Here is a 19,607-nt window from a genome sequence, read left to right as displayed (position 1 = left end):
GGCGACCCTCCTGCCACGGACAGTCCGTGGCCGACCTAGCCCATAGGAGGTGATGTGGTCTTATGCGTCACTACGAATTGATGGTCATCCTCGATCCGAATCTGGACGAGCGCACCGTCGCACCCTCACTGGATACTTTCCTCAACGTTGTCCGCAACGAAGGTGGATCCGTCGACGGTGTCGATATCTGGGGCAAGCGCCGTCTTGCCTACGAAATCCTCAAGCACAGCGAGGGCATCTACGCGGTTGTTGATCTCAACGCCGAGCCCAAGACGGTCACCGAACTCGATCGTCAGCTGAAGCTGAACGAGTCGGTGCTGCGCACCAAGGTCCTCCGGAAGTAACACCTTCTGAGCAGACCTCTGAACTACGTCGGTACCGGGCTCTAGGGTGAAACCCGAAGACTCCCGGTGCGCGTCGATCAGACGAGTGCCCAACCACGACCCAAGGGGAAAGACATGGCAGGCGACACGGTAATCACCGTCGTAGGCAACCTGACCGCTGATCCGGAACTGCGTTTCACGCCGTCCGGTGCGGCCGTTGCCAACTTCACGGTGGCGTCCACTCCGCGCACGTTCGATCGTCAGACGAATGAGTGGAAGGACGGCGAAGCGCTGTTCCTCCGCTGCAACATCTGGCGCGACGCAGCTGAGAACGTGACCGAGAGCCTCACCAAGGGAACCCGGGTCATCGTGCAGGGCCGCCTCAAGCAGCGCTCCTACGAAACCCGCGAGGGTGAGAAGCGCACTGTGGTGGAACTCGAGGTCGACGAGATCGGTCCCTCGCTGAAGTACGCAACCGCGAAGGTCAATCGTGCCTCGCGCGGCGGCGGCAGTGGCGGTGGCGGCGGATTCGGTGCGTCCAGCGGCGGCGGAAGCCGTAGCGGTGGCGGATCGAGCCAGCCGGCGTCCGACGATCCGTGGGGCAGCGCCCCCGCGAGCGGATCGTTCAGCGGAACCGACGAAGAACCACCTTTCTGAGATTTTGTACTGACTGGAGCAACACTTATGGCAAAGGCAAAGCCAAGCCGGAAGCCGCGCGTCGAAAAGGTCACCAAGGCCAAGGCGTGCACCTTCTGCAAAGACAAGAAGGCCATCATCGATTACAAGGACACCGCGCTGCTGCGTCGTTTCCTGTCCGACCGCGGCAAGATCCGTTCGCGTCGCGTGACCGGCAACTGCGTGCAGCACCAGCGCGATGTTGCTGTGGCCGTGAAGAACTCGCGTGAGGTGGCCTTGCTGCCCTTCACCTCGGCCAGCCGATAAGCAGAAGGGACAAGAGAAATGAAGCTCATCCTGACTTCCGCCGTGGAGAACCTCGGCGAAGCCGGTGACACCGTCGAGGTCAAGGACGGTTACGGCCGCAACTACCTGCTGCCCCGCAGCCTGGCCATCAAGGCCACCCGCGGTGCCGAGAAGCAGGTCGAGACGATCCGTCGTGTCCAGGAGGCCCGCGAGGTTCGCGGCCTGGAGCACGCCAACGAGCTGAAGCAGGCCCTCGAAGGCCTCGCCGACGTCTCGCTGGGTGTCAAGACCCACGACTCGGGCAAGCTGTTCGGCTCGGTCACCGCAGCCGACGTCGCCGGTGCGATCAAGTCGGCCGGTGGCCCGGCAGTCGACAAGCGCAACGTCGAGCTGCCCAAGGGGCACATCAAGTCGACCGGTAGCTACCCGATCGTCGTGAAGCTGCACCCCGAGGTCTCCGCGACTCTCGAGCTCGCCGTCGTCGCCAACTGACGACCCAAGGCGCACAACGCAATTCGCCGGTCACCTCCTTCGGGAGGTGACCGGCGAACTGCTTTCAGATGGTTGATCTCGAGACCACCTACACCGGCAACTGATTCCAATACTGCAATCGCGGCGGCAGATACCTCGGTGCCGGATTGTTGTTGTGCGCGGTGTCTCCGCTGGGGAAGAAGAACTTGTGCCACGCCGGCGTCAGGATGAACGCGCGTGAGCCTGTCAGGCACGCCACGACGTTGGGACGCGGTGCCGTGCACGTGGTGCCCATGATCGTCACGCGGTGCCCCACGGCGAGCGTGGGGGCACGGAAGCCCGCCTTGGAACCGAAGCGATACGACGGCGAGTACAGGAAGCGGTTCTGCACCCAGTACGGGCCTTGCTGATCTGCCGTGATGGTGACGCCCAGCGTCCCGGGCGGAGCGGTCGCGGGAGCCCCCTTGCAGCCCACGTACCGGTAGCGGGTGAACTGGCATGTCCAATTGCCGACTCGGACGAAGGACTTGCCGTCGTCGACGTAGGCGAGCGATCGGAACCTGTCCGGATTGACCGGGGTGTACCGGTCGAGTTGGAATTCGATCGGGATCGGTGGACCGGGAGGTGCGGCCGTCGCCGTCGGCGCGAGAGCCGACGCGACGGCGGCGATCACTGCGATCACCGATGCTGTGACGGCCCCCCGCCACCGTTGAGAAGTGGTATGCATCACTCCGTCATTCCACCACAGATGCTGCCGAATGGACGCCCTTTCCGGCTGCGGTGGCTGCTCAACCGAAACGCGCGTCCGCACCGTATACCCAGGTGCGGGCGCGCTGCGCAGCTGAAACCGCGTGTATCAGTTCGGGGTTTCGGCGATGGGTTTCAACGTGGAGGTGGCGGTGGGGATGCCGAGGACGACGTTGGTGACCTCGTTTCCGTACTCCTTTTCGGTCAGGACGACTCACGGCGGTGACGAGGAGGGTTCCGGTGATGGCGCGTCGCATGACACGAACCATTCCTTATGGGTTACCTAACCAGTCAACAAAACGGACATGTGACATCCGCAAATGGGTGTTGCGCGGGACACGCCCAATGTTCACCATTGGACCGGAACACGATGTTGAAGCTGCCGACAACACGCCGAGACGGCATGTCGACGTGACACGCCGACGAAACCAAAATCAATTGCTGTGGAATCTGCGTACGTCGCTGACCTGCAGATTCGGGCTACCTCACACCGAAAATCCCCAAGTTCTCCACAAAGGCTGCACACGGGCTCCTGCGTCGTTCACAGACCGTCCACACGTCATCAACAAGTTTGTGCACAAGACGGTTTGAAGGGGTTGCGTAAACGTCCTAATGTCGCACGACAGTGCATCGGTGCACTCAACTCCAGGGGAAATGTCGGGGGTGTGCGGTACACCGAAGGAAGCGCGCGGGTATCGCCGAAGTGGGTGCGGCCGCGTGAGTCGGGTTGCCCGGTTGGCGGGCGCGAATACGAGCGGTGAAGGGCGGACACCACGTGGCAGTCGTTGATGACCGCGGACATGACGCCCCTCAGGAGGATCTGCCTCCCGCCGAGGAATTCGGCCGTCAGCCCCCGCAGGATCAGACCGCGGAACAGTCGGTCCTCGGCGGCATGATGCTTTCCAAGGACGCCATCGCCGATGTCATCGAGAAGCTGCGCCCCGGCGATTTCTACCGTCCGGCCCATCAGGCCGTCTACAACGCCGTCCTCGAGCTCTACGGCAAGGGTGAGCCCGCCGACGCCGTCACCGTCGCCGCCGAACTCGAACGTGCTGGCGAACTTCGACGCATCGGTGGTGCACCGTATCTGCACACGCTCATCTCGACGGTGCCGACCGCGGCCAACGCCGGGTACTACGCGGAGATCGTGGCGGAGAAGGCGATCCTGCGGCGCCTTGTGGAAGCCGGAACGCGCATCGTGCAGTACGGCTACGCCGGCGGCGACGGTCAGGACGTGGCCGAAGTGGTCGACCGTGCACAGGCGGAGGTCTACGAGGTCACCGAGCGGCGCACCGCCGAGGACTACGTGCCCCTCGAGGAACTGCTCCAGCCGACGATGGACGAGATCGACTCGATCGCCTCGCGCGGCGGATTGTCCCTCGGTGTCCCCACCGGCTTCGCCGATCTCGACAAGCTGACCAACGGTCTGCATCCCGGACAGATGATCATCGTCGCCGCACGTCCCGGTGTCGGCAAGGCGCTCGCCCTCGACACGCCACTACCCACGCCCACCGGCTGGACGACCATGGGCCGCGTCGCCGTCGGCGATCAGATCCTCGACGCCCAGGGCCGCCCCACGCGCGTCGTCGCCGCGACCGAGGTCATGACCGAACGGCCGTGCTACGAGGTCGAGTTCAACGACGGCACCGTCCTCACCGCCGACGAGCAGCATCAGTGGGTCGCCGATCTCGACGGCGAACAGCAGACGGTCACCACCGACGTCCTGCGCGCCCACGTCGGCTGCGCCGTCGTCCGCAACACCCGCCCATTGGACCTGCCGCGCAAGCGATTTGCGTACGGGCCCTACACCGTCGCCGCGCTCGCCGGAATGGCCTTCGACGACCCGGAAATCGGCATGCGGATCGACGCCGAGGGCCCCGTCGACGTGATGACGCTGATGGCCGATCTCGGCGGTCGCATCCCCTTCGAGTACCTCCGCGGCTCGATCGCCCAACGTCGTGCCCTGCTCGCGGGCCTGCTCGACGCCCGCGGGATCGTCGACGAGGATGGCTGGATCACCGTGCCCGCCGCCACCCGCCACATGACGTCTGTCGTTGCGGATCTCGTTGCGGGCCTCGGCTACAACTACAAGCGCTCGGCCACCGGGTGGCTGCGCGTGGATGCCGACGACGATGTGTTCACCGTCCATCACAAGTCGGTGCGGCACAAGGAACTTCGACGCGCCGCCGGTGTTCGACGCGTCGTCGCGGTGCGGCCGGTGCCGAGTGTTCCGGTGCGCTGCGTCCAGGTCGACAACGACGATCACATGTACCTCGCCGGTGAGGCGATGGTGCCCACACACAACTCGACGCTCGCCATGGACTTCCTGCGCTCCGCGTCGATCACCCATCACCTGACCTCCGCCATGTTCTCGTTGGAGATGAGCAAGACCGAGATCGTCATGCGACTCCTCTCCGCCGAGGCGAAGATCAAGCTCGGCGACATGCGCTCGGGGTCCATGAACGACGACGACTGGAGCCGCCTCGCCCGCCGCATGGGTGAGATCTCCGAGGCTCCGCTGTTCATCGACGACTCGCCGAACCTCACGATGATGGAGATCCGCGCCAAGGCTCGACGCCTCAAACAGCGCCACGACCTGAAACTCGTTGTGGTGGACTACATGCAGCTGATGACCTCGGGTAAGAAGGTCGAATCCCGGCAGCAAGAGGTCTCGGAATTCTCGCGTTCGCTCAAGCTGCTGGCCAAGGAGCTCGAGGTTCCGGTCGTGGCGATCAGCCAGCTCAACCGTGGTCCCGAGCAACGCACGGACAAGAGGCCCCAGGTCTCTGACCTTCGCGAATCGGGATCGCTGGAGCAGGATGCGGACATGGTCATCCTGCTGCACCGCCCGGACTCGATCGAGCGTGACGACCCCCGCGCCGGCGAAGCAGACATCATCGTTGGCAAGCACCGTAACGGTCCAACGGCCACGATAACCGTTGCGCACCAACTACATTTGAGCCGATTTGTGGATATGGCGCGCGGGTAGTAATAAATGTAGGTTCTCATTCCACATTGCATTTTCTCATCGGAGTTTTCCTCTGATTGCATTCGTTCCTGGTGTTTCTCACCTTGTTTGCACTCTTGGTCTGTACCAGGCGCAAGGCAGCGTCTGCAGCAAGAGGGTAGCCGGGCGGTTTTGGGGCCGCACCGTCGTTCCTTGCGGCCTCAGGTGTGATCCAGGGTTGGAGCGGACGCGAGTGACCGGTGGCTCAGCCAGTTGACCGCATGCTCACGGGGTCGGACGGCGCATTTCATTGCACTCGCTTTCAAGGCGAGTGCATACAGGGTTTTACCAGGTCATGAGTTTTCCGAAGAGTAATGGTCAGACAAGGTTTCTGCAGGTTTGAGCAGGGGCGACACGGAATGTGTCAACTCTGTGTCAACTAGCCCGCCAGGGTGCCGGCCGATGGCAGGCGCCCGCGATCACCAGCGGCGCAGCCGCCGACAGGCCACCCTCGAACATCATCACCGAGGAGGACCCATGCCCACCACCACCGTCCCGCTGACCATCCGCGTGACGAATGATTTCGCATTCGGCCCGACCTTCCACCACATCCTGCACATCGACGCGCCCGTTCCCGCCGACGACGCCGACCTCACCGGTTGGATGATGTCCGTACTCTTCCCATACACCGGCGAGGGGCCTGACTATGCCCATATGGACGCCATCTATTCGGTCCAGATCATCGATGCCCCACCGGCTTTCGACCGCATCCTCGGTCTGTCCATCTCCGCAATGGGATAGGTACCCGGGCGGCGCAGCCGCCCGCGAATCACCCCTTGAACACCCACATTTCAAGGGAGGACCACCCATGACCACGCTTCTCTGCGACCCGTGGGTCGAGCGCATGATCACCGCCGGCCGACTGGCTCCCGGTGCCCGAGGCATGAGCCGCGCCGAGGCCGCCGACCAGCACAACGCCGCCAACGCGCTCACCCCCGCCGACCACGACTACCTGTACAGCCCTGGCCAGGCACAGACCGTCGCTCTCGCAGCGCTGTCGATGGTCGGCATCGACCTGCCCGCCGACACCCGCATCGTCCTCACCGACCGCGTAGCTGGCCGGTGCGGCAGCGCCTACCGGGCCAACGTCGGCCAGATCGAGGCCGCGGTCGAGGAGCACCGACTGTCCACTGGCGAGAACATCTCCGCCGACGCCCTGATCGCCGCCCTGCCGTGGGACTGAGAGGACTGACCATGACTACCGTCGCCACCACCAACACCCCTCGTATCTGGGCCGGATGTGAAAGCTGCTACTCGAACGGCCGCCTCGTCGGCGTCTGGATCGACGCCGTCGATGCAGTGGACACCACCGCCGAGCAGATCCACGCCGGCTCCGGTGTGGACCCCGCCGGCGGGGGGTGCGAGGAGTTCGTCTCCATGGACACCGACAACATGCCCACGACCGGCGAGCCGTCGCTGGAAGAAGCTGCCCGCTGGGGCGAGATCTACGAAGAGGTCGGCGACGAGCAGTGGCCAGCGCTGTGCGCCTGGGTCCGCAGCGGCTCGTACATCGCCGAAGGCAACACTGACTACCCGGTGATCTCCGACTTCGAGGAGGCCTACGCCGGTTGCTGGGACAGCTTCCGCGACTACGCCTTCGACCTCGCCGAGGACATCGCCCTGTTCGAGGGCTTGGCCGACGACCACGTCGCCGTCCGCTACTTCGACTGGGACTCGTGGATCAGGGACCTAGAAGTGGACCACAGCGTCGAGCGTGACGGACACGGCGGCGTCTACATATTCAGGAGCCTGTGATGATCACTCTCGACGACGCGCTCGATCTGTTGCCCGAGGCCTGGCACGACGACATCGCCGCCGACGCCGAATCCCAGGGCTGCGACGTGTCCTACGCCGTAGCCACCAGCGGCTTGCGGACAGAGACCATCGAGCGGGTACAGCAGCACTTCGCCACCAGAGCGGCCGACGCCGCCTGGCGGGCGCTCAGCGCCGGAGAGCAGCTCGACGAGTGCTTCCCGTCCTACGGGGGCATCGGCTGGCCCGACCTACTCGACGAGCTGGGCGTCGTCACGGTCCACGTCACCCAGACCCACTGACCGGTGCGCCGCCCGGCGCACCCGAGGGCCCCGGCACTGCGAGTGCCGGGGTCACCTCATTCAGCCAACCGACCCTACAGTGAAGTGCATCACTCCTATTGACATCGTGTGATAGGGTATGCGGCGGGTTATATCGAGTAAGGTGCCGCATCTGCCGAGCACCGCGAATCACCCTCTCCCGCAGCACTTCTCCGCTGTCGCATATCCCTGTTAGAAACAGTCCGACACCACAGGTTCGGCCCATTCGTGCACGTCACGGGCCGCTCGGACTTTCGCAGGAGGTATTCGCTTTTCATCCAAGCCGCCGCCATGTCGTCCATTTGGCCGACCCCACTTGCGTGGTACTGGATAATCCATGATTGTGTCGCTAGAGACACACCTAACCGCAACCATCACCACAGAGGAAGACATGCAGGGAAGCACGACACGGTCCGTGGGACGATGGTCGGGTGCCAGCACCCGACGACCGTCTCACGCCGCAGGCGCGGCGGGACCGCGTCGTGCGTAGAGAAGCACTAGCCAAGGCTCTGATAGCGGCCCGGGAACGTTCTGGACTGAACCAAAGCCAGCTCGCGCAGGCGTCGGGACTATCCCGATCTGCCGTCGTCCGACTTGAACGGGGCGACGCGAGTATCTCCAGCGATCGACTCTGGGATCTCGCAAAGGCGCTTGGTATGCGTCCTAGTCAGATCTACGCCGCCGCCGAGGCTGACGAGGCCGCCGCCGAGACCCTCTAACCCCCTGCATGTCTCCTCACACACCGAGGGGACACCATGCCACACATCGACCTTTACGCGATCTACCAGCTCGACAGGCGACAGCCGCCCGAGGCCCTGGCGGCACAGCTCACCGCCCAACTCAACACCATCGAGCCACGGGATCAGCTGACCTGCAATCGAATCGACACCGCCCGAGCGATCCTCGGCGACGCGCAACGCCGCGCCCGCTACGACGCACAGCTCGCCGATCCGAACGCACCAACACTCGATGAGGCCGCACTGGCCACCATCGCCGGGCGTCCAGTGCCCACCTCACCTCGCACCGGCGCATTCGCCGAGACGAAGACCAAGATCCTCGCCGGTGTCGTCGGCGTGCTGGTCATCCTACTGGTCATTGCCGTGACTGCGGTCGCGTGCAGCGGCGACGGATCGGCACCGACCGCGTCCCACGGCTCGTCTACGTCGAGCAGCAGCAAGCCGTCCATATCCTCGTCTTCGCAGGCGCCGTCGTCCAGCAGCCCCTCCGCCACCTTCGACCCTCTGGTCACCACTGGCGAGAAGTTCCCGTACACACAAGTCGGCGAAGTGACCAGCACCGCGGTGATCGACCAGGTGGCCAAGGTGTCCAACCCCGCACCCGGGTGCGCCGGCGAGTACTACGCCGCCACCATCACGATCACCAACGACAAGCCCCGCCACAAGGCCGCGCCCATGCAGGGTCGACTCACGCCGTACAACGCCGAGAAGCAGACCAACCACACCGCCCAGGACAACCAGCTCGCGCCCGGCGTCTCGCCCCTGTACTGCGAGACCGAGATCCCATGGCCGACCGCGCTGGTCATGCCCGGCCAGAGCACCACGGCCACGCTCTACGCCCGCGCCGAGGGAGTCACCGACCCCGTCGTCCTCAAGGTCGAGGCCAACACCGGGCTCGGCGTCTACGTCGAGATCCCCGAAGACCTTCGCTAGCCCACACCCACCAGATAGAAGGAGAACACCCATGAAGCTCAACCTCAAGCGAACCGTGGCCACCGCGGCGATCGCCGCCGCAGGCCTCGCCGGCACCGTCGGCGTCGGAGCACTGACCGCTGCACCGGCCCAGGCGAAGGTCGAATCCGGCCGGTACACCATCGTCACCGACACCTTCGGCATGCGCTCCTCGGGACCGGCCTACGTCCGCGGCAACCAGCTCGTCATCCCCGGCGCGCCCTCGCTGCACCTGCGCCAGACCCCTCGCGGGGCCTACGCCGACTTCGGGGCTACCCGGTACGTTTTTGTCAAGAAGGGCAAGAACTACTACGGCCGCACCGTCATGGGGCCGATCACCATCAGCAACGTCAAGCTCATCAAGCGCTGACCGGGAGCCTCACTGGCATGGGGAGAGACGCAGGCACAGCCAACCCGTTCCGACCGCCATGGACACCGCAGCAGCAGCAGATGTTCATGAACCATGTTCGGTACGCGCTGGACACAGACCAGAAGATCAACACGCGCTTCCTCACCGAGCTGCAGAAGACCTTGAACTACCCGGTTGGCCTCTACTCGCTGCAGACCAGAATCCTGAGGACTGCGAGAAAGCGTCAGAAGTTGGAGAGGGCCGCGAACCGACGAGTCGACAATGTCGAGCGGAACGACCGCGTCATCGCTCAGCGCAACGAACGCATCCGCAGCCTCAAGGCCCGCGAGTGGGCGAAGCCGATCGGCGGACTCAAGGAGTATCGAGCAGCCAAGAAGCTATCCAACGCGAATAGAGAGACAATGAAACGGATCAACAAGGACATCAGGCGATACGACCGACTGGAGAACCGGATCACTCGGTGCGAGAAGAAGATCGACGATCTCAACGCGAAGGTCTACCAGAACCTCTGAACCAACGCCCGACCCCGCAACCACGAGATCCCCGGCACTACGGTGTCGGGGAACTTCTTTTCGCGGCGGACCTTGTGTAAAACTCCGCATGATCCCAGATTCGCAGCCAACCTGCACCGGTGCCGCTCGGCACCACCTGCCACGATCGCCGAGCAGGAAGTCGGACCCGCCAATTACAAACTGGCGGGTCCGAATTCGTTCGTGCCCCGGAGCAGGCGGTCAGCCCACGAGGATTCCTGACTCTCGGCCCGGAGGCACGTCGATCCAGATCCCAGTGCCGACCGTCTTGCGAACCTTCTTAGGCGCCCGGTCGGTGTGGAAGTACCGCCGAGACGTCCCCGCGACGTGCTCCCAGTTCTTGATTGTCCGGACGTGCTCAGGGTGTACATATCCCTTGCATGTGGCCAGCAACAGGCCTTCCTCATCGACGAGCCGGTCAGCGTTGTCCACGCCAACCTTCCACACGCCCTCTATGCCACCTAGGTATCCCGTACGCGAGTAGTCCACTCCGGCATCGGTGCGTAGTCGGTTGCCCTGCAAGCTGTAGCAGTCGTTCCGCCGCAGCTCGATCACGCTGACTCGGAGGATCAAGTCGGCGATCACCGAAGGGTCGGCCACGTAGTGCGTCCGACCCGCCAGCGCCACGACTTCGTCGCGGTCAACACGGACCTGCTTGCCAGGTCCGACGTCGGTGAGCAGGCGCGCCTCCACCTGAGCCAGCACCTTGGGAGCGGTAATCGTTGGACTTCCGTCAGTATTCGTGAGGAGCGTCGTCAGCTCATCGGCGACCTGTCCTGTCGTGAGCAAGATTCCCATCTGTCGTTCTCCTTGTCATGTGCGGTGTCGACCTCGGGTGGCCATTCACTCGCACCCCACCATACATACCTGTTGTTTAAAACCCATAGGTATTGAGCATTCGGTATCGACTAGCAACGGCCTTGTGCTTGGAAGTCGACCCGACAGTTTCCGATCTGCGTTCTGCTGGTAGGCGTGGATGAGGATGGGGCGATGACTGAGGCCGAGATCGACGCCGAGCTCGAGCGCACGCAGCACATCGGCAACGCGATCAACGCACTGGCTCAGGTCGAACTGGTGGTTGGCGTCGACGATCTCCCCTTCGACACCGGCCGAGGCCCGGACTCGCGTCGCTGATTCAATGTGCTGTCCCGTTCTGTGACATCTGGAGGGGCCTGCGGGACAGGTGCAGCAAGCGAAGGGCAAGATTGACATCCGCGAGCACCGAGTCGAGGGAGCGTGAACTGTGGGGACGATCCACGAAGTGATCGAGGCGTTCAGGGAAGCGCCTTCCAATTCGGAGCGCGGAACCAAGTTCGAAAAGCTGATGGTCCGCTATTTCGAGCTGGACCCGCTGCTTGCCGAACGCTACGAGGCGGTGTCCCGTTGGATCGACTGGGAGGGACGGGATGGCCGTACCGACACTGGCATCGACCTTGTCGCACGCGACCGCGTCACCGGTGAGCTGACCGCGATTCAGTGCAAGTTCTACGAGGCCGAGCACCATCTCTCCAAGAAGGACATCGACAGCTTCTTCACTGAGCTAGGCAAGGCGCCGTTTACCAGCGGAATCATCATTTCGACTACAGATCGGTGGGGAAAGAACGCCGAGGACGCGCTGAACGGGCAGTCCAAACCCGTGCAGCGCATTGGCCTTGACGTCCTGGCGGAGTCGCCGATCGACTGGCAGATCGAATGGGCCGACGACGACTTCACCGTCGGCGTCGAGAAAGTCTCTCGCCACGAACCGAAGGAATACCAGCAACTCGCGATCGACAAGGTCTTCGACCGCTTCGCCTTAGGTAACGACCGCGGCAAGCTCATCATGGCGTGCGGTACGGGCAAGACCTTCACTGCACTGAAGATCGCTGAGCGCACTGCTACTGAGAACGGCGGTCACGCTCAGATCGTATTCTGCGTTCCGTCGATCTCGCTGCTGTCCCAGACGCTTCGGGAATGGACTGCCCAGGCATCAATGCCGTTGCGTGCGTTCGCTGTCTGCTCAGACCAGAAGGTCTCCCGAACGGCCGAGGACTCGCGCAACTACGACGTGGCCATCCCGGTCACCACGGACTCTGCGAAGCTCGCTACGGGTCTCGCCGATGCGGATTCCAGCAATGGCCTGACGGTCGTATTCACGACGTACCAGTCCCTGCCCGTCGTCTCTGAAGCCCAGTCGGTCGGTGTGCCGGCGTTCGACCTGATTCTCTGCGACGAGGCCCACCGCACCACCGGCGTGACTCTGACAGGCACCGACGAATCCAACTTCGTCAAGGTCCACGATTCGGACTTCCTGAAGTCCGCCCGACGCCTCTACCTCACGGCGACACCGCGTATCTACGACCAGAAGCTCAAGGACAAGGCTGAGGAGCACTCGGCCGAAGTCGCATCCATGGACAACGAGGAACTGTTCGGCCCGGAGTTCCATCATCTCGGGTTCGGCGAGGCTGTCGAGAAGGGCCTGCTCACTGATTACAAGGTCCTGGTGCTGACGGTCGATCAGTCGCTCGTCGCCGGCCCCATGCAGGAACAGCTCTCCGGTCCCGACAATGAGCTGAGCCTCGACGACGCGACCCGGATCGTCGGCTGCTGGAACGGCCTGGCAAAACGCGCCGGCGCCGCCATCGACGGCTCCACCTTCGCTCCCGGCGAGAACCCGATGCGCCGCGCCGTCGCCTTCGCCAAAGACATCGCTTCTTCGGAGTCCGTCGCGGACATGTTCCCCGCCGTGGTCGATGCCTACCGCGACACTCTTGACGACGAGGACAGCGACGACCCCGCCGACAACAACACCGACCTGTACTGCTCGGTGAAGCACGTCGATGGCACCTACAACGCCCTCGAACGAAACTCCCGCATCAACTGGCTCAAAGGAGTCAGCGAGCCGCTATCGGACAACGAGTGCCGCATCCTCACCAACGCCCGCTGCCTGTCCGAAGGCGTTGACGTCCCTGCCCTCGACGCTGTTCTCTTCCTGCACCCACGCAACTCGATCGTCGACGTCGTCCAAGCGGTCGGCCGCGTGATGCGCCTGTCCGAAGGCAAGGACTACGGCTACATCATCCTGCCCGTGGCTGTACCGGCCGAGATGAGCCCGTCACAAGCGCTGCAGGACAACAAGCGGTTCAGAGTCGTCTGGGACGTTCTCAACGCTCTGCGCTCCCACGATGAACGTTTCGACGCACACGTCAACGCCATCAACCTCAACGCGGCTGATACCAAGAAGACCGGCACCGGCACCGACTCCTTGATGGGTGGCCACATCGGACCCGCCGCCGGTGAGACCGAGACGATCGGTCCCGCCGATGACTCCCAGGCGACCGCAACCGACTCCGACTTCACTTCGCAGTTGGCGCTGTTCTCCCTGTCCCAGTGGCGGCAGGCCATCTTCGCTCGCATCGTCGACAAAGTCGGAACCAAAGCGTATTGGGAGGATTGGGCCCACGACGTCGCTGACATCTCGTCAGCACAGATCACACGGATCAAAGCGATACTTGCCCAAGGCGATCCAGCCATCGAAGCAGAGTTCGGCAAGTTCGTCGACGGCCTGCGGGACAACCTCAACGACTCCATCAGCACCGACGACGCGATCAGCATGCTGTCCCAGCATCTGATCACCAAACCCGTCTTCGACGCCCTGTTCAGCGAGCACGACTTCGCCTCCCACAACCCGGTCTCGATCGTCATGCAACGCATGGTCGACACCCTCGGCGACAGTGGCCTTGAATCAGAGACAGCCAGCCTCGACAGCTTCTACGACTCGGTGCGCCTACGCGCCTCCCAAGTAACCAGCGCCGAAGGTAAGCAGCGCATCATCGCCGACCTGTACGAACGGTTCTTCAAGATCGGGTTCGCCAAACAGGCCACTCAACTCGGCATCGTCTACACACCGGTCCAGGTCGTCGACTGGATCTTGCACGCCGCCGACACCGTCTCCCGTGAACACTTCGGTAAAGGACTCACCGACGAAAACGTCCACATCCTCGACCCGTTCACCGGCACCGGCACCTTCATCACCAGGCTCATGCAGACCGGCCTGGTCACCCCCCACGATCTCGCCCGCAAGTACACCCAGGAGTTGCACGCCAACGAGATCATGCTGCTGGCCTACTACGTCGCCGCAGTCAATATCGAGGCCACCTACCATGCCCTCGCAGGTAAGGCCGACACCACCGACTACCAGCCGTTTCCCGGGATCGTGCTCGCTGATACCTTCCAGATCAGCGAAGCCGACGACACCATGGACGCCGAGATGTTCCCGGCCAACAACGATCGCATCACCCGCCAACTCGGAACCAAGATCAACGTCGTCATCGGCAACCCGCCCTACTCCGTCGGGCAAGACAGCGCCAACGACAACAACGCCAACATCAAATACCCCACCCTCGACGGCCACATCGAGAACACCTACGCCGCCCGGTCAACGGCCACCAACAAAAACAGCCTGTACGACTCCTACATCCGAGCATTCCGCTGGGCCACCAACCGCATCGGCGACCAGGGCATCGTCGCCTTCGTGTCCAACGGCGGATGGATCGACGGCAACACCGCCGACGGCATGCGCCTCACCCTTGCCTACGACTACAGCAGCATTTACGTCTACAACCTCCGCGGGAATGCCCGGACTGCCGGTGAACTTCGTAAGAAGGAGAAGGGCAACGTATTCGGTGGTGGCGGGCGCACGACGATTGCGATCTTCATCGGTGTCAAAGACCCCGCCCATACAGGTCCCGCCACTATCCACTACCGCGACATCGGTGACTACCTCACCCGCGACGACAAACTCCACATCCTCGACACTGACTCGCTGCCCGCGATCGACTGGAACACCATCACTCCGAACGCCGCCGGTGACTGGATCAACCAGCGCGACGACACCTTCGCCACGTTCCCTGCCATCGGCGACAAGAAGGCGAAGCCAGGGGATGTGACAGTGTTCAACACGTTCTCCGCAGGTCTTCAGACTAACCGTGATGCCTGGGTGTACAACTACAGCCGCACCACGCTCGAAGAATCCATCCAGCGCCTCATCACCAACTACAACGCGGCGCTCGGCGACTTCCGGAAATACTGTGCAGACCGCGACATCACCAATCCCAAAGAATCAACCGTCACCGAATTCCTCAAAACCTCTTCGATCGCCGCTGATCCCACCCGGATCAAATGGTCATCGAGCCTCAAGCAGCATATGAGTCGTTCGACGACGCTGAGCTTCGCCCGCGATAGCCTCAGGGAGGCCTCTTACCGGCCATTTGGGCAGGAGAACGTCTACTTCGCTCCGGCACTCAACCACCGCCAGGGCGAGCTCCGACAGATCTTCCCGACGGCCCACCACGCAAACATCGGTGTGGTGTTAACTGCACCAGCATCGCATTTTGAGTTCACACCATTCGCTACACGGTTGCTGCCGAACCTTCACACTTTGGATACTTGCCAATACTTCTCGCGGTACACCTACCGAAAGCCGGTCGAGGATGCCGGGACATTAAACTTCTCGACAGACGAATTCGCCGTCGATGAGTGGGGCTATCAGCGCGTCGACAACATCAGCGACGAAATAGCGTCGCTATACCGAGCCGGGCTAGGCGACGATGTCACCAAAGACGACATCTTCTGTTTCGTCTACGGCCTGCTGCACTCGCCAACCTACCGCGAGACCTATGCCGCAGACCTCAAGAAGATGCTGCCACGCATCCCAACGCCGGAATCTCGCAACGATTTCGACACCTATGCCAACGCTGGCCGTCAGCTACTTACGCTGCATGCCGACTACGAGGACGTCGAACCGTACCCGCTCGACATCACTGTCAAGAAGGGCCACAGCCCCGACGACCCCGATACCTGGCGCGTGCAGAAGATGAAGTGGCGCTCCAAGACCGACCACTCCACGATCATCTACAACCCTCAGGTGACGATCTCCGGCATTCCAGAGGAAGCAGAACGCTACTTGCTTGGGTCACGGACCGCTCTGGGGTGGATCATCGAGCGATACCAGATCAAGCCTGACAAGGACTCCAAGATCGTCAACGACCCCAACGACTGGTGCGACGAGCACGACGACCCGACCTACATCGTCGACCTGATCAAAAAGGTCACCACCGTCGCCGTCGAGACGATGAAGATCGTCGATTCGTTGCCGTAGCTCGATCGTGTCAATCTCAGTAAGGGGTACGCGAGGACAAAGCTCGATCAATGCCCCGGCAGTTTGGCTGTCCGCAAGCCGGTCGGTGACCGGACAGCTGCCGCCGAGGTCCTAGGCAGCGGTGACGCGTGTTCGTATAGGTCGTTCGACGGGTATCTCAATCAACCCCCGACCTACGGACTTGCATCGAACAACGCAAGGATGTGCCCGACAGCCGACGCGTGATCCCCTGCGTCGGTTGCTTTTCGAGCAAGTGCCGTCAGCCGTGCGGCCCTCTCGACATCGATAGCGGCTTTCGCCAGCTCCGCTGCACTCGCTGCCCCTGTGGTGATTCGTCGGCCATAGTCCGTCGGATCGTTCATATCGCGAAGACCCACCGCCAACGATTTGAAGAAGTCTCGCAGGTCCCAGTCGTAGATGATCGGCTCGTTGTCTGCGGCGTAGCTCGCGGCTCGCATCTCTAGGTAGAAGGACGACAACGGCACATTGTTGAGCGTCTTCCACGTCTTGATCAGCCTTATTAAGCTCTTGGCTCGCCCGTTGGTCTTATGCTGTGCCTGGTTGACGTAGTCGAGATGCACCGCCGGATTACTCCGAATCCATCCAGTTCCATCAGGATCAGGGATGTCATAGTCGTCGGTGCTGCGGAAATACGCAGGAGTGATCTCAACGTCGGGCCCCCCATCGAGGTACGTGATCCGTACCGCGGGCCGGTCTACTGAAACCATGCACCCGGAGAATCCTCGCGAGAGCGATGATCGCAGAGTTTCGAGAGCAGGCGACGAATACATGGGCTTGAGCCCGGGCATGGTCACGAAGTAGTCGACGTCACTGCTCATCTTGAGCGCAGTCCCGTGGTGCCAAGATCCCGTTTCGCGCATTCGCACTATCGCCACGTCGCGTTCCAACCACTCTTCGAGTGATGCCCGGTGCCGTGCTGCTGCGGCCCGCCGATTGTCGTCCGGCGTTACCATCTTCAGGATCGACTCCAACGCGGACGACGCTGTTACATCACTCACCCTTGGTCAACCTCGAAGTCTTGACCGCCGCTGGATATGTTCTTTCTGGCGCGCTCGTAGGCCCGCTTTGGGATCGGGTCGGCGGCATGGTCAAGCTGCGACGCCCGCTTCGCCAACTCCTCCAGAAGGCCTCGGGAGTCTGCTACTGCACTAGTCGGTAGATCGATGTTGACGAACCTCCTCGCATCGTTGCGAAGACTGACATAGTCGTTGCCGCTTGTCTGAGCGCGCTCAGCAAACTTGTCAGGTCGCACGCCAGTCATGGTGGCCGCGACAATCGCGCCGATGACAGTCAATGAGCCGGCCAGAACTGCCGAGCAGTCGGCAAAGGTCAGGACTGCACCGAGAGTTCCCAGACCAGCGGCCAATATGCCGCCCGACCAATGCCATGCCCGCCATCGCTTTGCTGCCTCCAACTGTCCCTGCGAGCAGTAGACAGCGCTCTCGTGAATTCGCTTGGCCTCGGCCCGCATCTGTTCGACGGACTCATGTTCTGACGGCTCGGGCATTAGCTACCTCCAACGGGGACCAACTCCGGCTGCGTCCGGGATGACCTGCGGAGAGATCGTATCCGTGCGACCCCACATCAATCGGCATCTTGTTGACATTGCACCCATGTCGTCGGTTCTGGAGTGTCGGCGTCCATCTGGGGTACTCCCAGGTGAACACTCTGCGGGTGGCGGATTGCCGAGCATAACGGGGTCATTTGGCAGCTCTGCGACAGGTCGACCGCCGGGTCTAGACCTCATTTTCACGCGGTGGCCCTCACGTCTGTTCTGCCTCGGCAGACTTCACATCCTGGCGAACACGGGAGCGATATCATTTCGATCTGAGAGACTCAGGCCATGGTGATCCAGATCCGACTGAGCGACCGAGTCGACCACACCCCAGCGCAGATCGAGACCGATTCACTTCATCGATCCTGGTGCGGCTATGACGCTGAAGTCAGCGATGAGGTGCTATGGGAGCACAATCGTGGACGCTGGGATCTCAACGAAGGCAGGATCGCCGACGAGATCTACGCGACCTTCGTTCACGACGGACGAACAGTTGCCGTGTATCGGATCGACGGTCACGAGCGCGTCTCCGATCCTGGCCCCAAAGGTACCAAGATCGCTCTGATCGGAAGGCCACTCGCCGAGACAGACCCCGTTCACCGCAGCATGGTCAACAGGGCTGCGACGCACCGAGGCCGCAACGCAATCAACTATCTCCCCGACACCGATATCGACGAGGTCATCCCGGAGGTCGCCGGTCGCAGGGCGTTCCTGCTCACATGGAATCCCGACAATTGGGGATGGGCCGATTTCAGTCGGAGCGTCCTCGCCACCGACGGCGGCGGCGTTGTCGGAGAGAATTGGTCCACAGGTGGTCGAACAACCGGCATCTACCTAGGAGACCTGGTGTTCCTGCTACGCCAAGGTAAACGTGGTCGAGGCATCATCGGCAGCGGACAGGCGACGGACTTCTCGGGCGATGCTGGACCCGACGATGAGATCATCTACAACGGCCCGCATTGGGACGGCACCGGCACCTTGGCCAACTACGTCGACGTCATGTGGGACCGGCTCGTTGAGCCACTGGATCTGCTCCCGATCGAAGAGTTGAGAGAGGAGTTCCCGGACCAGAACTGGTCTCCGATGGCGAGCGGGACGCAGATCCGACCGGACGTAGTCGATGCACTAGAAGCAAAATGGGCGAGACACATCGGTGAGGTCCGATCGCGTCCGGATGACGGCCAAAGATACGCCGTCAATGCTGCACAGCGCAAGGCTATTGAGGACGCGGCGCAAGACTGGCTCATGCAGCACTACCGGAATGAGGGCTGGACAGTTCGCGACACACGGTACGGCAGGCCGTACGATGCCGTCGCGACGAAGAACGACCAGACGCTGTATCTCGAGGCCAAGGGAACCCAGAACAGCGGCGAGGCAGTGTTCGTGACCCGCGGCGAGGTGGAGCACGCCCGTAAACACCACGGACACTGCATCATCGGCATCTGGTCGGGTATGCGATTCACCGCGGATGAGACGATAGATCCCGATGCGGGCGAGACGGTCATCACGCCGTTCGAGCCCGACACCGGCATACTGTCCGCGCTCCAATATCGCTGGGAGTGGGCGTCCGCTACCGAGTCATAGTTGGGCAGATCCGATAGCGGCACTCACCAACGCGCCGACCTAGCAAGACGGCCTCAATCCGCCGAATATGGACGCAGGCATCTGGGCTCTTCGAGCTTGAGGGGGCAATGCCTGGTCAGCGTGCCGGTGTGTCGTTGAGGTAAGACGCCCCTGGTCTCCGGAAATCTGGATGTTGCGAA

Annotated in this window: 20 protein-coding genes; 16 read left to right on the top strand and 4 right to left on the bottom strand. The window is 62.5% G+C overall.

Annotated elements, in window-relative coordinates; translation table 11 throughout:
* Positions 1-62 precede the first annotated feature (62 nt).
* The 4 genes from rpsF to rplI all read left to right on the top strand — a co-directional run bounded on the left by rpsF (position 63) and on the right by rplI (position 1,736).
* A complete protein-coding gene (gene rpsF, locus ACZ4TW_RS19595) occupies positions 63-344 on the top strand; it encodes a 30S ribosomal protein S6 (RefSeq protein WP_465545502.1) in 282 nt (93 codons plus the stop codon).
* Between the two features lie 114 nt (positions 345-458).
* A complete protein-coding gene (locus ACZ4TW_RS19590; RefSeq protein ID WP_465545500.1) occupies positions 459-980 on the top strand; it encodes a single-stranded DNA-binding protein in 522 nt (173 codons plus the stop codon).
* A gap of 27 nt (positions 981-1,007) precedes the next feature.
* Positions 1,008-1,265, top strand: coding sequence for a 30S ribosomal protein S18 (gene rpsR / locus ACZ4TW_RS19585; RefSeq protein WP_465545498.1), 258 nt, complete (start codon positions 1,008-1,010; stop codon positions 1,263-1,265).
* Between the two features lie 18 nt (positions 1,266-1,283).
* Positions 1,284-1,736 (top strand): 50S ribosomal protein L9, encoded by a 453-nt coding sequence (gene rplI, locus ACZ4TW_RS19580; protein WP_465545496.1) that lies wholly within the window; start codon positions 1,284-1,286, stop codon positions 1,734-1,736.
* Between the two features lie 88 nt (positions 1,737-1,824).
* Here the strand turns inward: rplI and ACZ4TW_RS19575 are convergent, their stop codons facing one another.
* Positions 1,825-2,397, bottom strand: coding sequence for a hypothetical protein (locus ACZ4TW_RS19575; RefSeq protein WP_465545494.1), 573 nt, complete (start codon positions 2,395-2,397; stop codon positions 1,825-1,827).
* 885 nt (positions 2,398-3,282) lie between these two features.
* Here ACZ4TW_RS19575 and dnaB point away from each other — a divergent pair.
* From dnaB to ACZ4TW_RS19530, 9 genes are all read left to right on the top strand, one after another.
* Positions 3,283-5,451 carry a replicative DNA helicase gene (gene dnaB / locus ACZ4TW_RS19570; RefSeq protein ID WP_465545628.1) on the top strand — a complete coding sequence of 723 codons (2,169 nt, stop codon included), beginning with the start codon at positions 3,283-3,285 and terminating at the stop codon, positions 5,449-5,451.
* Between the two features lie 495 nt (positions 5,452-5,946).
* Complete coding sequence (locus tag ACZ4TW_RS19565) at positions 5,947-6,210, top strand: hypothetical protein (RefSeq protein WP_465545492.1); 264 nt, start codon at positions 5,947-5,949, stop codon at positions 6,208-6,210.
* A 67-nt stretch (positions 6,211-6,277) separates the two neighbouring features.
* Positions 6,278-6,652, top strand: coding sequence for a hypothetical protein (locus ACZ4TW_RS19560; protein ID WP_465545490.1), 375 nt, complete (start codon positions 6,278-6,280; stop codon positions 6,650-6,652).
* A gap of 11 nt (positions 6,653-6,663) precedes the next feature.
* Positions 6,664-7,224, top strand: coding sequence for an antirestriction protein ArdA (locus ACZ4TW_RS19555; protein ID WP_465545488.1), 561 nt, complete (start codon positions 6,664-6,666; stop codon positions 7,222-7,224).
* Positions 7,224-7,523 (top strand): hypothetical protein, encoded by a 300-nt coding sequence (locus tag ACZ4TW_RS19550; RefSeq protein WP_465545486.1) that lies wholly within the window; start codon positions 7,224-7,226, stop codon positions 7,521-7,523. The genes ACZ4TW_RS19555 and ACZ4TW_RS19550 overlap by 1 nt, the downstream gene beginning before the upstream one ends.
* A 449-nt stretch (positions 7,524-7,972) precedes the next feature.
* The gene (locus ACZ4TW_RS19545; protein WP_465545485.1) at positions 7,973-8,260 is read left to right on the top strand and encodes a helix-turn-helix domain-containing protein; all 288 of its coding nucleotides are present in this window, start codon (positions 7,973-7,975) and stop codon (positions 8,258-8,260) included.
* 36 nt (positions 8,261-8,296) lie between these two features.
* Positions 8,297-9,211 (top strand): hypothetical protein, encoded by a 915-nt coding sequence (locus ACZ4TW_RS19540; protein ID WP_465545483.1) that lies wholly within the window; start codon positions 8,297-8,299, stop codon positions 9,209-9,211.
* Positions 9,212-9,242: 31 nt separating this feature from the next.
* The gene (locus ACZ4TW_RS19535; protein ID WP_465545481.1) at positions 9,243-9,599 is read left to right on the top strand and encodes a hypothetical protein; all 357 of its coding nucleotides are present in this window, start codon (positions 9,243-9,245) and stop codon (positions 9,597-9,599) included.
* A gap of 17 nt (positions 9,600-9,616) precedes the next feature.
* Positions 9,617-10,111: a hypothetical protein gene (locus ACZ4TW_RS19530; RefSeq protein ID WP_465545479.1), complete on the top strand. Its 495-nt coding sequence runs from the start codon at positions 9,617-9,619 to the stop codon at positions 10,109-10,111.
* A 219-nt stretch (positions 10,112-10,330) separates the two neighbouring features.
* On the opposite strand, the gene ACZ4TW_RS19525 is transcribed toward ACZ4TW_RS19530, so the two are convergent.
* Positions 10,331-10,927, bottom strand: a complete 597-nt coding sequence (locus ACZ4TW_RS19525) for a hypothetical protein (protein ID WP_465545477.1) — start codon at positions 10,925-10,927, stop codon at positions 10,331-10,333.
* A gap of 192 nt (positions 10,928-11,119) precedes the next feature.
* On the opposite strand from ACZ4TW_RS19525, the gene ACZ4TW_RS19520 reads away from it, so the two are divergent.
* Both ACZ4TW_RS19520 and ACZ4TW_RS19515 read left to right on the top strand, forming a co-directional pair.
* Complete coding sequence (locus ACZ4TW_RS19520) at positions 11,120-11,263, top strand: hypothetical protein (protein ID WP_465545475.1); 144 nt, start codon at positions 11,120-11,122, stop codon at positions 11,261-11,263.
* A 127-nt stretch (positions 11,264-11,390) separates the two neighbouring features.
* On the top strand, positions 11,391-16,268 hold the full coding sequence (locus tag ACZ4TW_RS19515; RefSeq protein WP_465545473.1) for a DEAD/DEAH box helicase: 4,878 nt from the start codon (positions 11,391-11,393) through the stop codon (positions 16,266-16,268).
* Positions 16,269-16,441: 173 nt separating this feature from the next.
* Here the strand turns inward: ACZ4TW_RS19515 and ACZ4TW_RS19510 are convergent, their stop codons facing one another.
* Both ACZ4TW_RS19510 and ACZ4TW_RS19505 read right to left on the bottom strand, forming a co-directional pair.
* Positions 16,442-17,287 (bottom strand): SMODS domain-containing nucleotidyltransferase, encoded by an 846-nt coding sequence (locus tag ACZ4TW_RS19510; protein ID WP_465545471.1) that lies wholly within the window; start codon positions 17,285-17,287, stop codon positions 16,442-16,444.
* Entirely contained in the window at positions 17,284-17,796 is a 513-nt protein-coding gene (locus tag ACZ4TW_RS19505; protein WP_465545469.1) for an SLATT domain-containing protein, read from the bottom strand. The genes ACZ4TW_RS19510 and ACZ4TW_RS19505 overlap by 4 nt, the downstream gene beginning before the upstream one ends.
* Before the next feature lie 336 nt (positions 17,797-18,132).
* Here ACZ4TW_RS19505 and ACZ4TW_RS19500 point away from each other — a divergent pair, with 336 nt between their 5' ends.
* Positions 18,133-19,428: a protein NO VEIN domain-containing protein gene (locus ACZ4TW_RS19500; protein WP_465545467.1), complete on the top strand. Its 1,296-nt coding sequence runs from the start codon at positions 18,133-18,135 to the stop codon at positions 19,426-19,428.
* The last annotated feature ends 179 nt before the right edge of the window (positions 19,429-19,607 follow it).

The organism is Agromyces sp. NPDC029043, from assembly GCF_055564615.1.
Note: the sequence above shows the minus strand (reverse complement) of the source record. Positions and strands in the feature narration are given on the sequence as shown.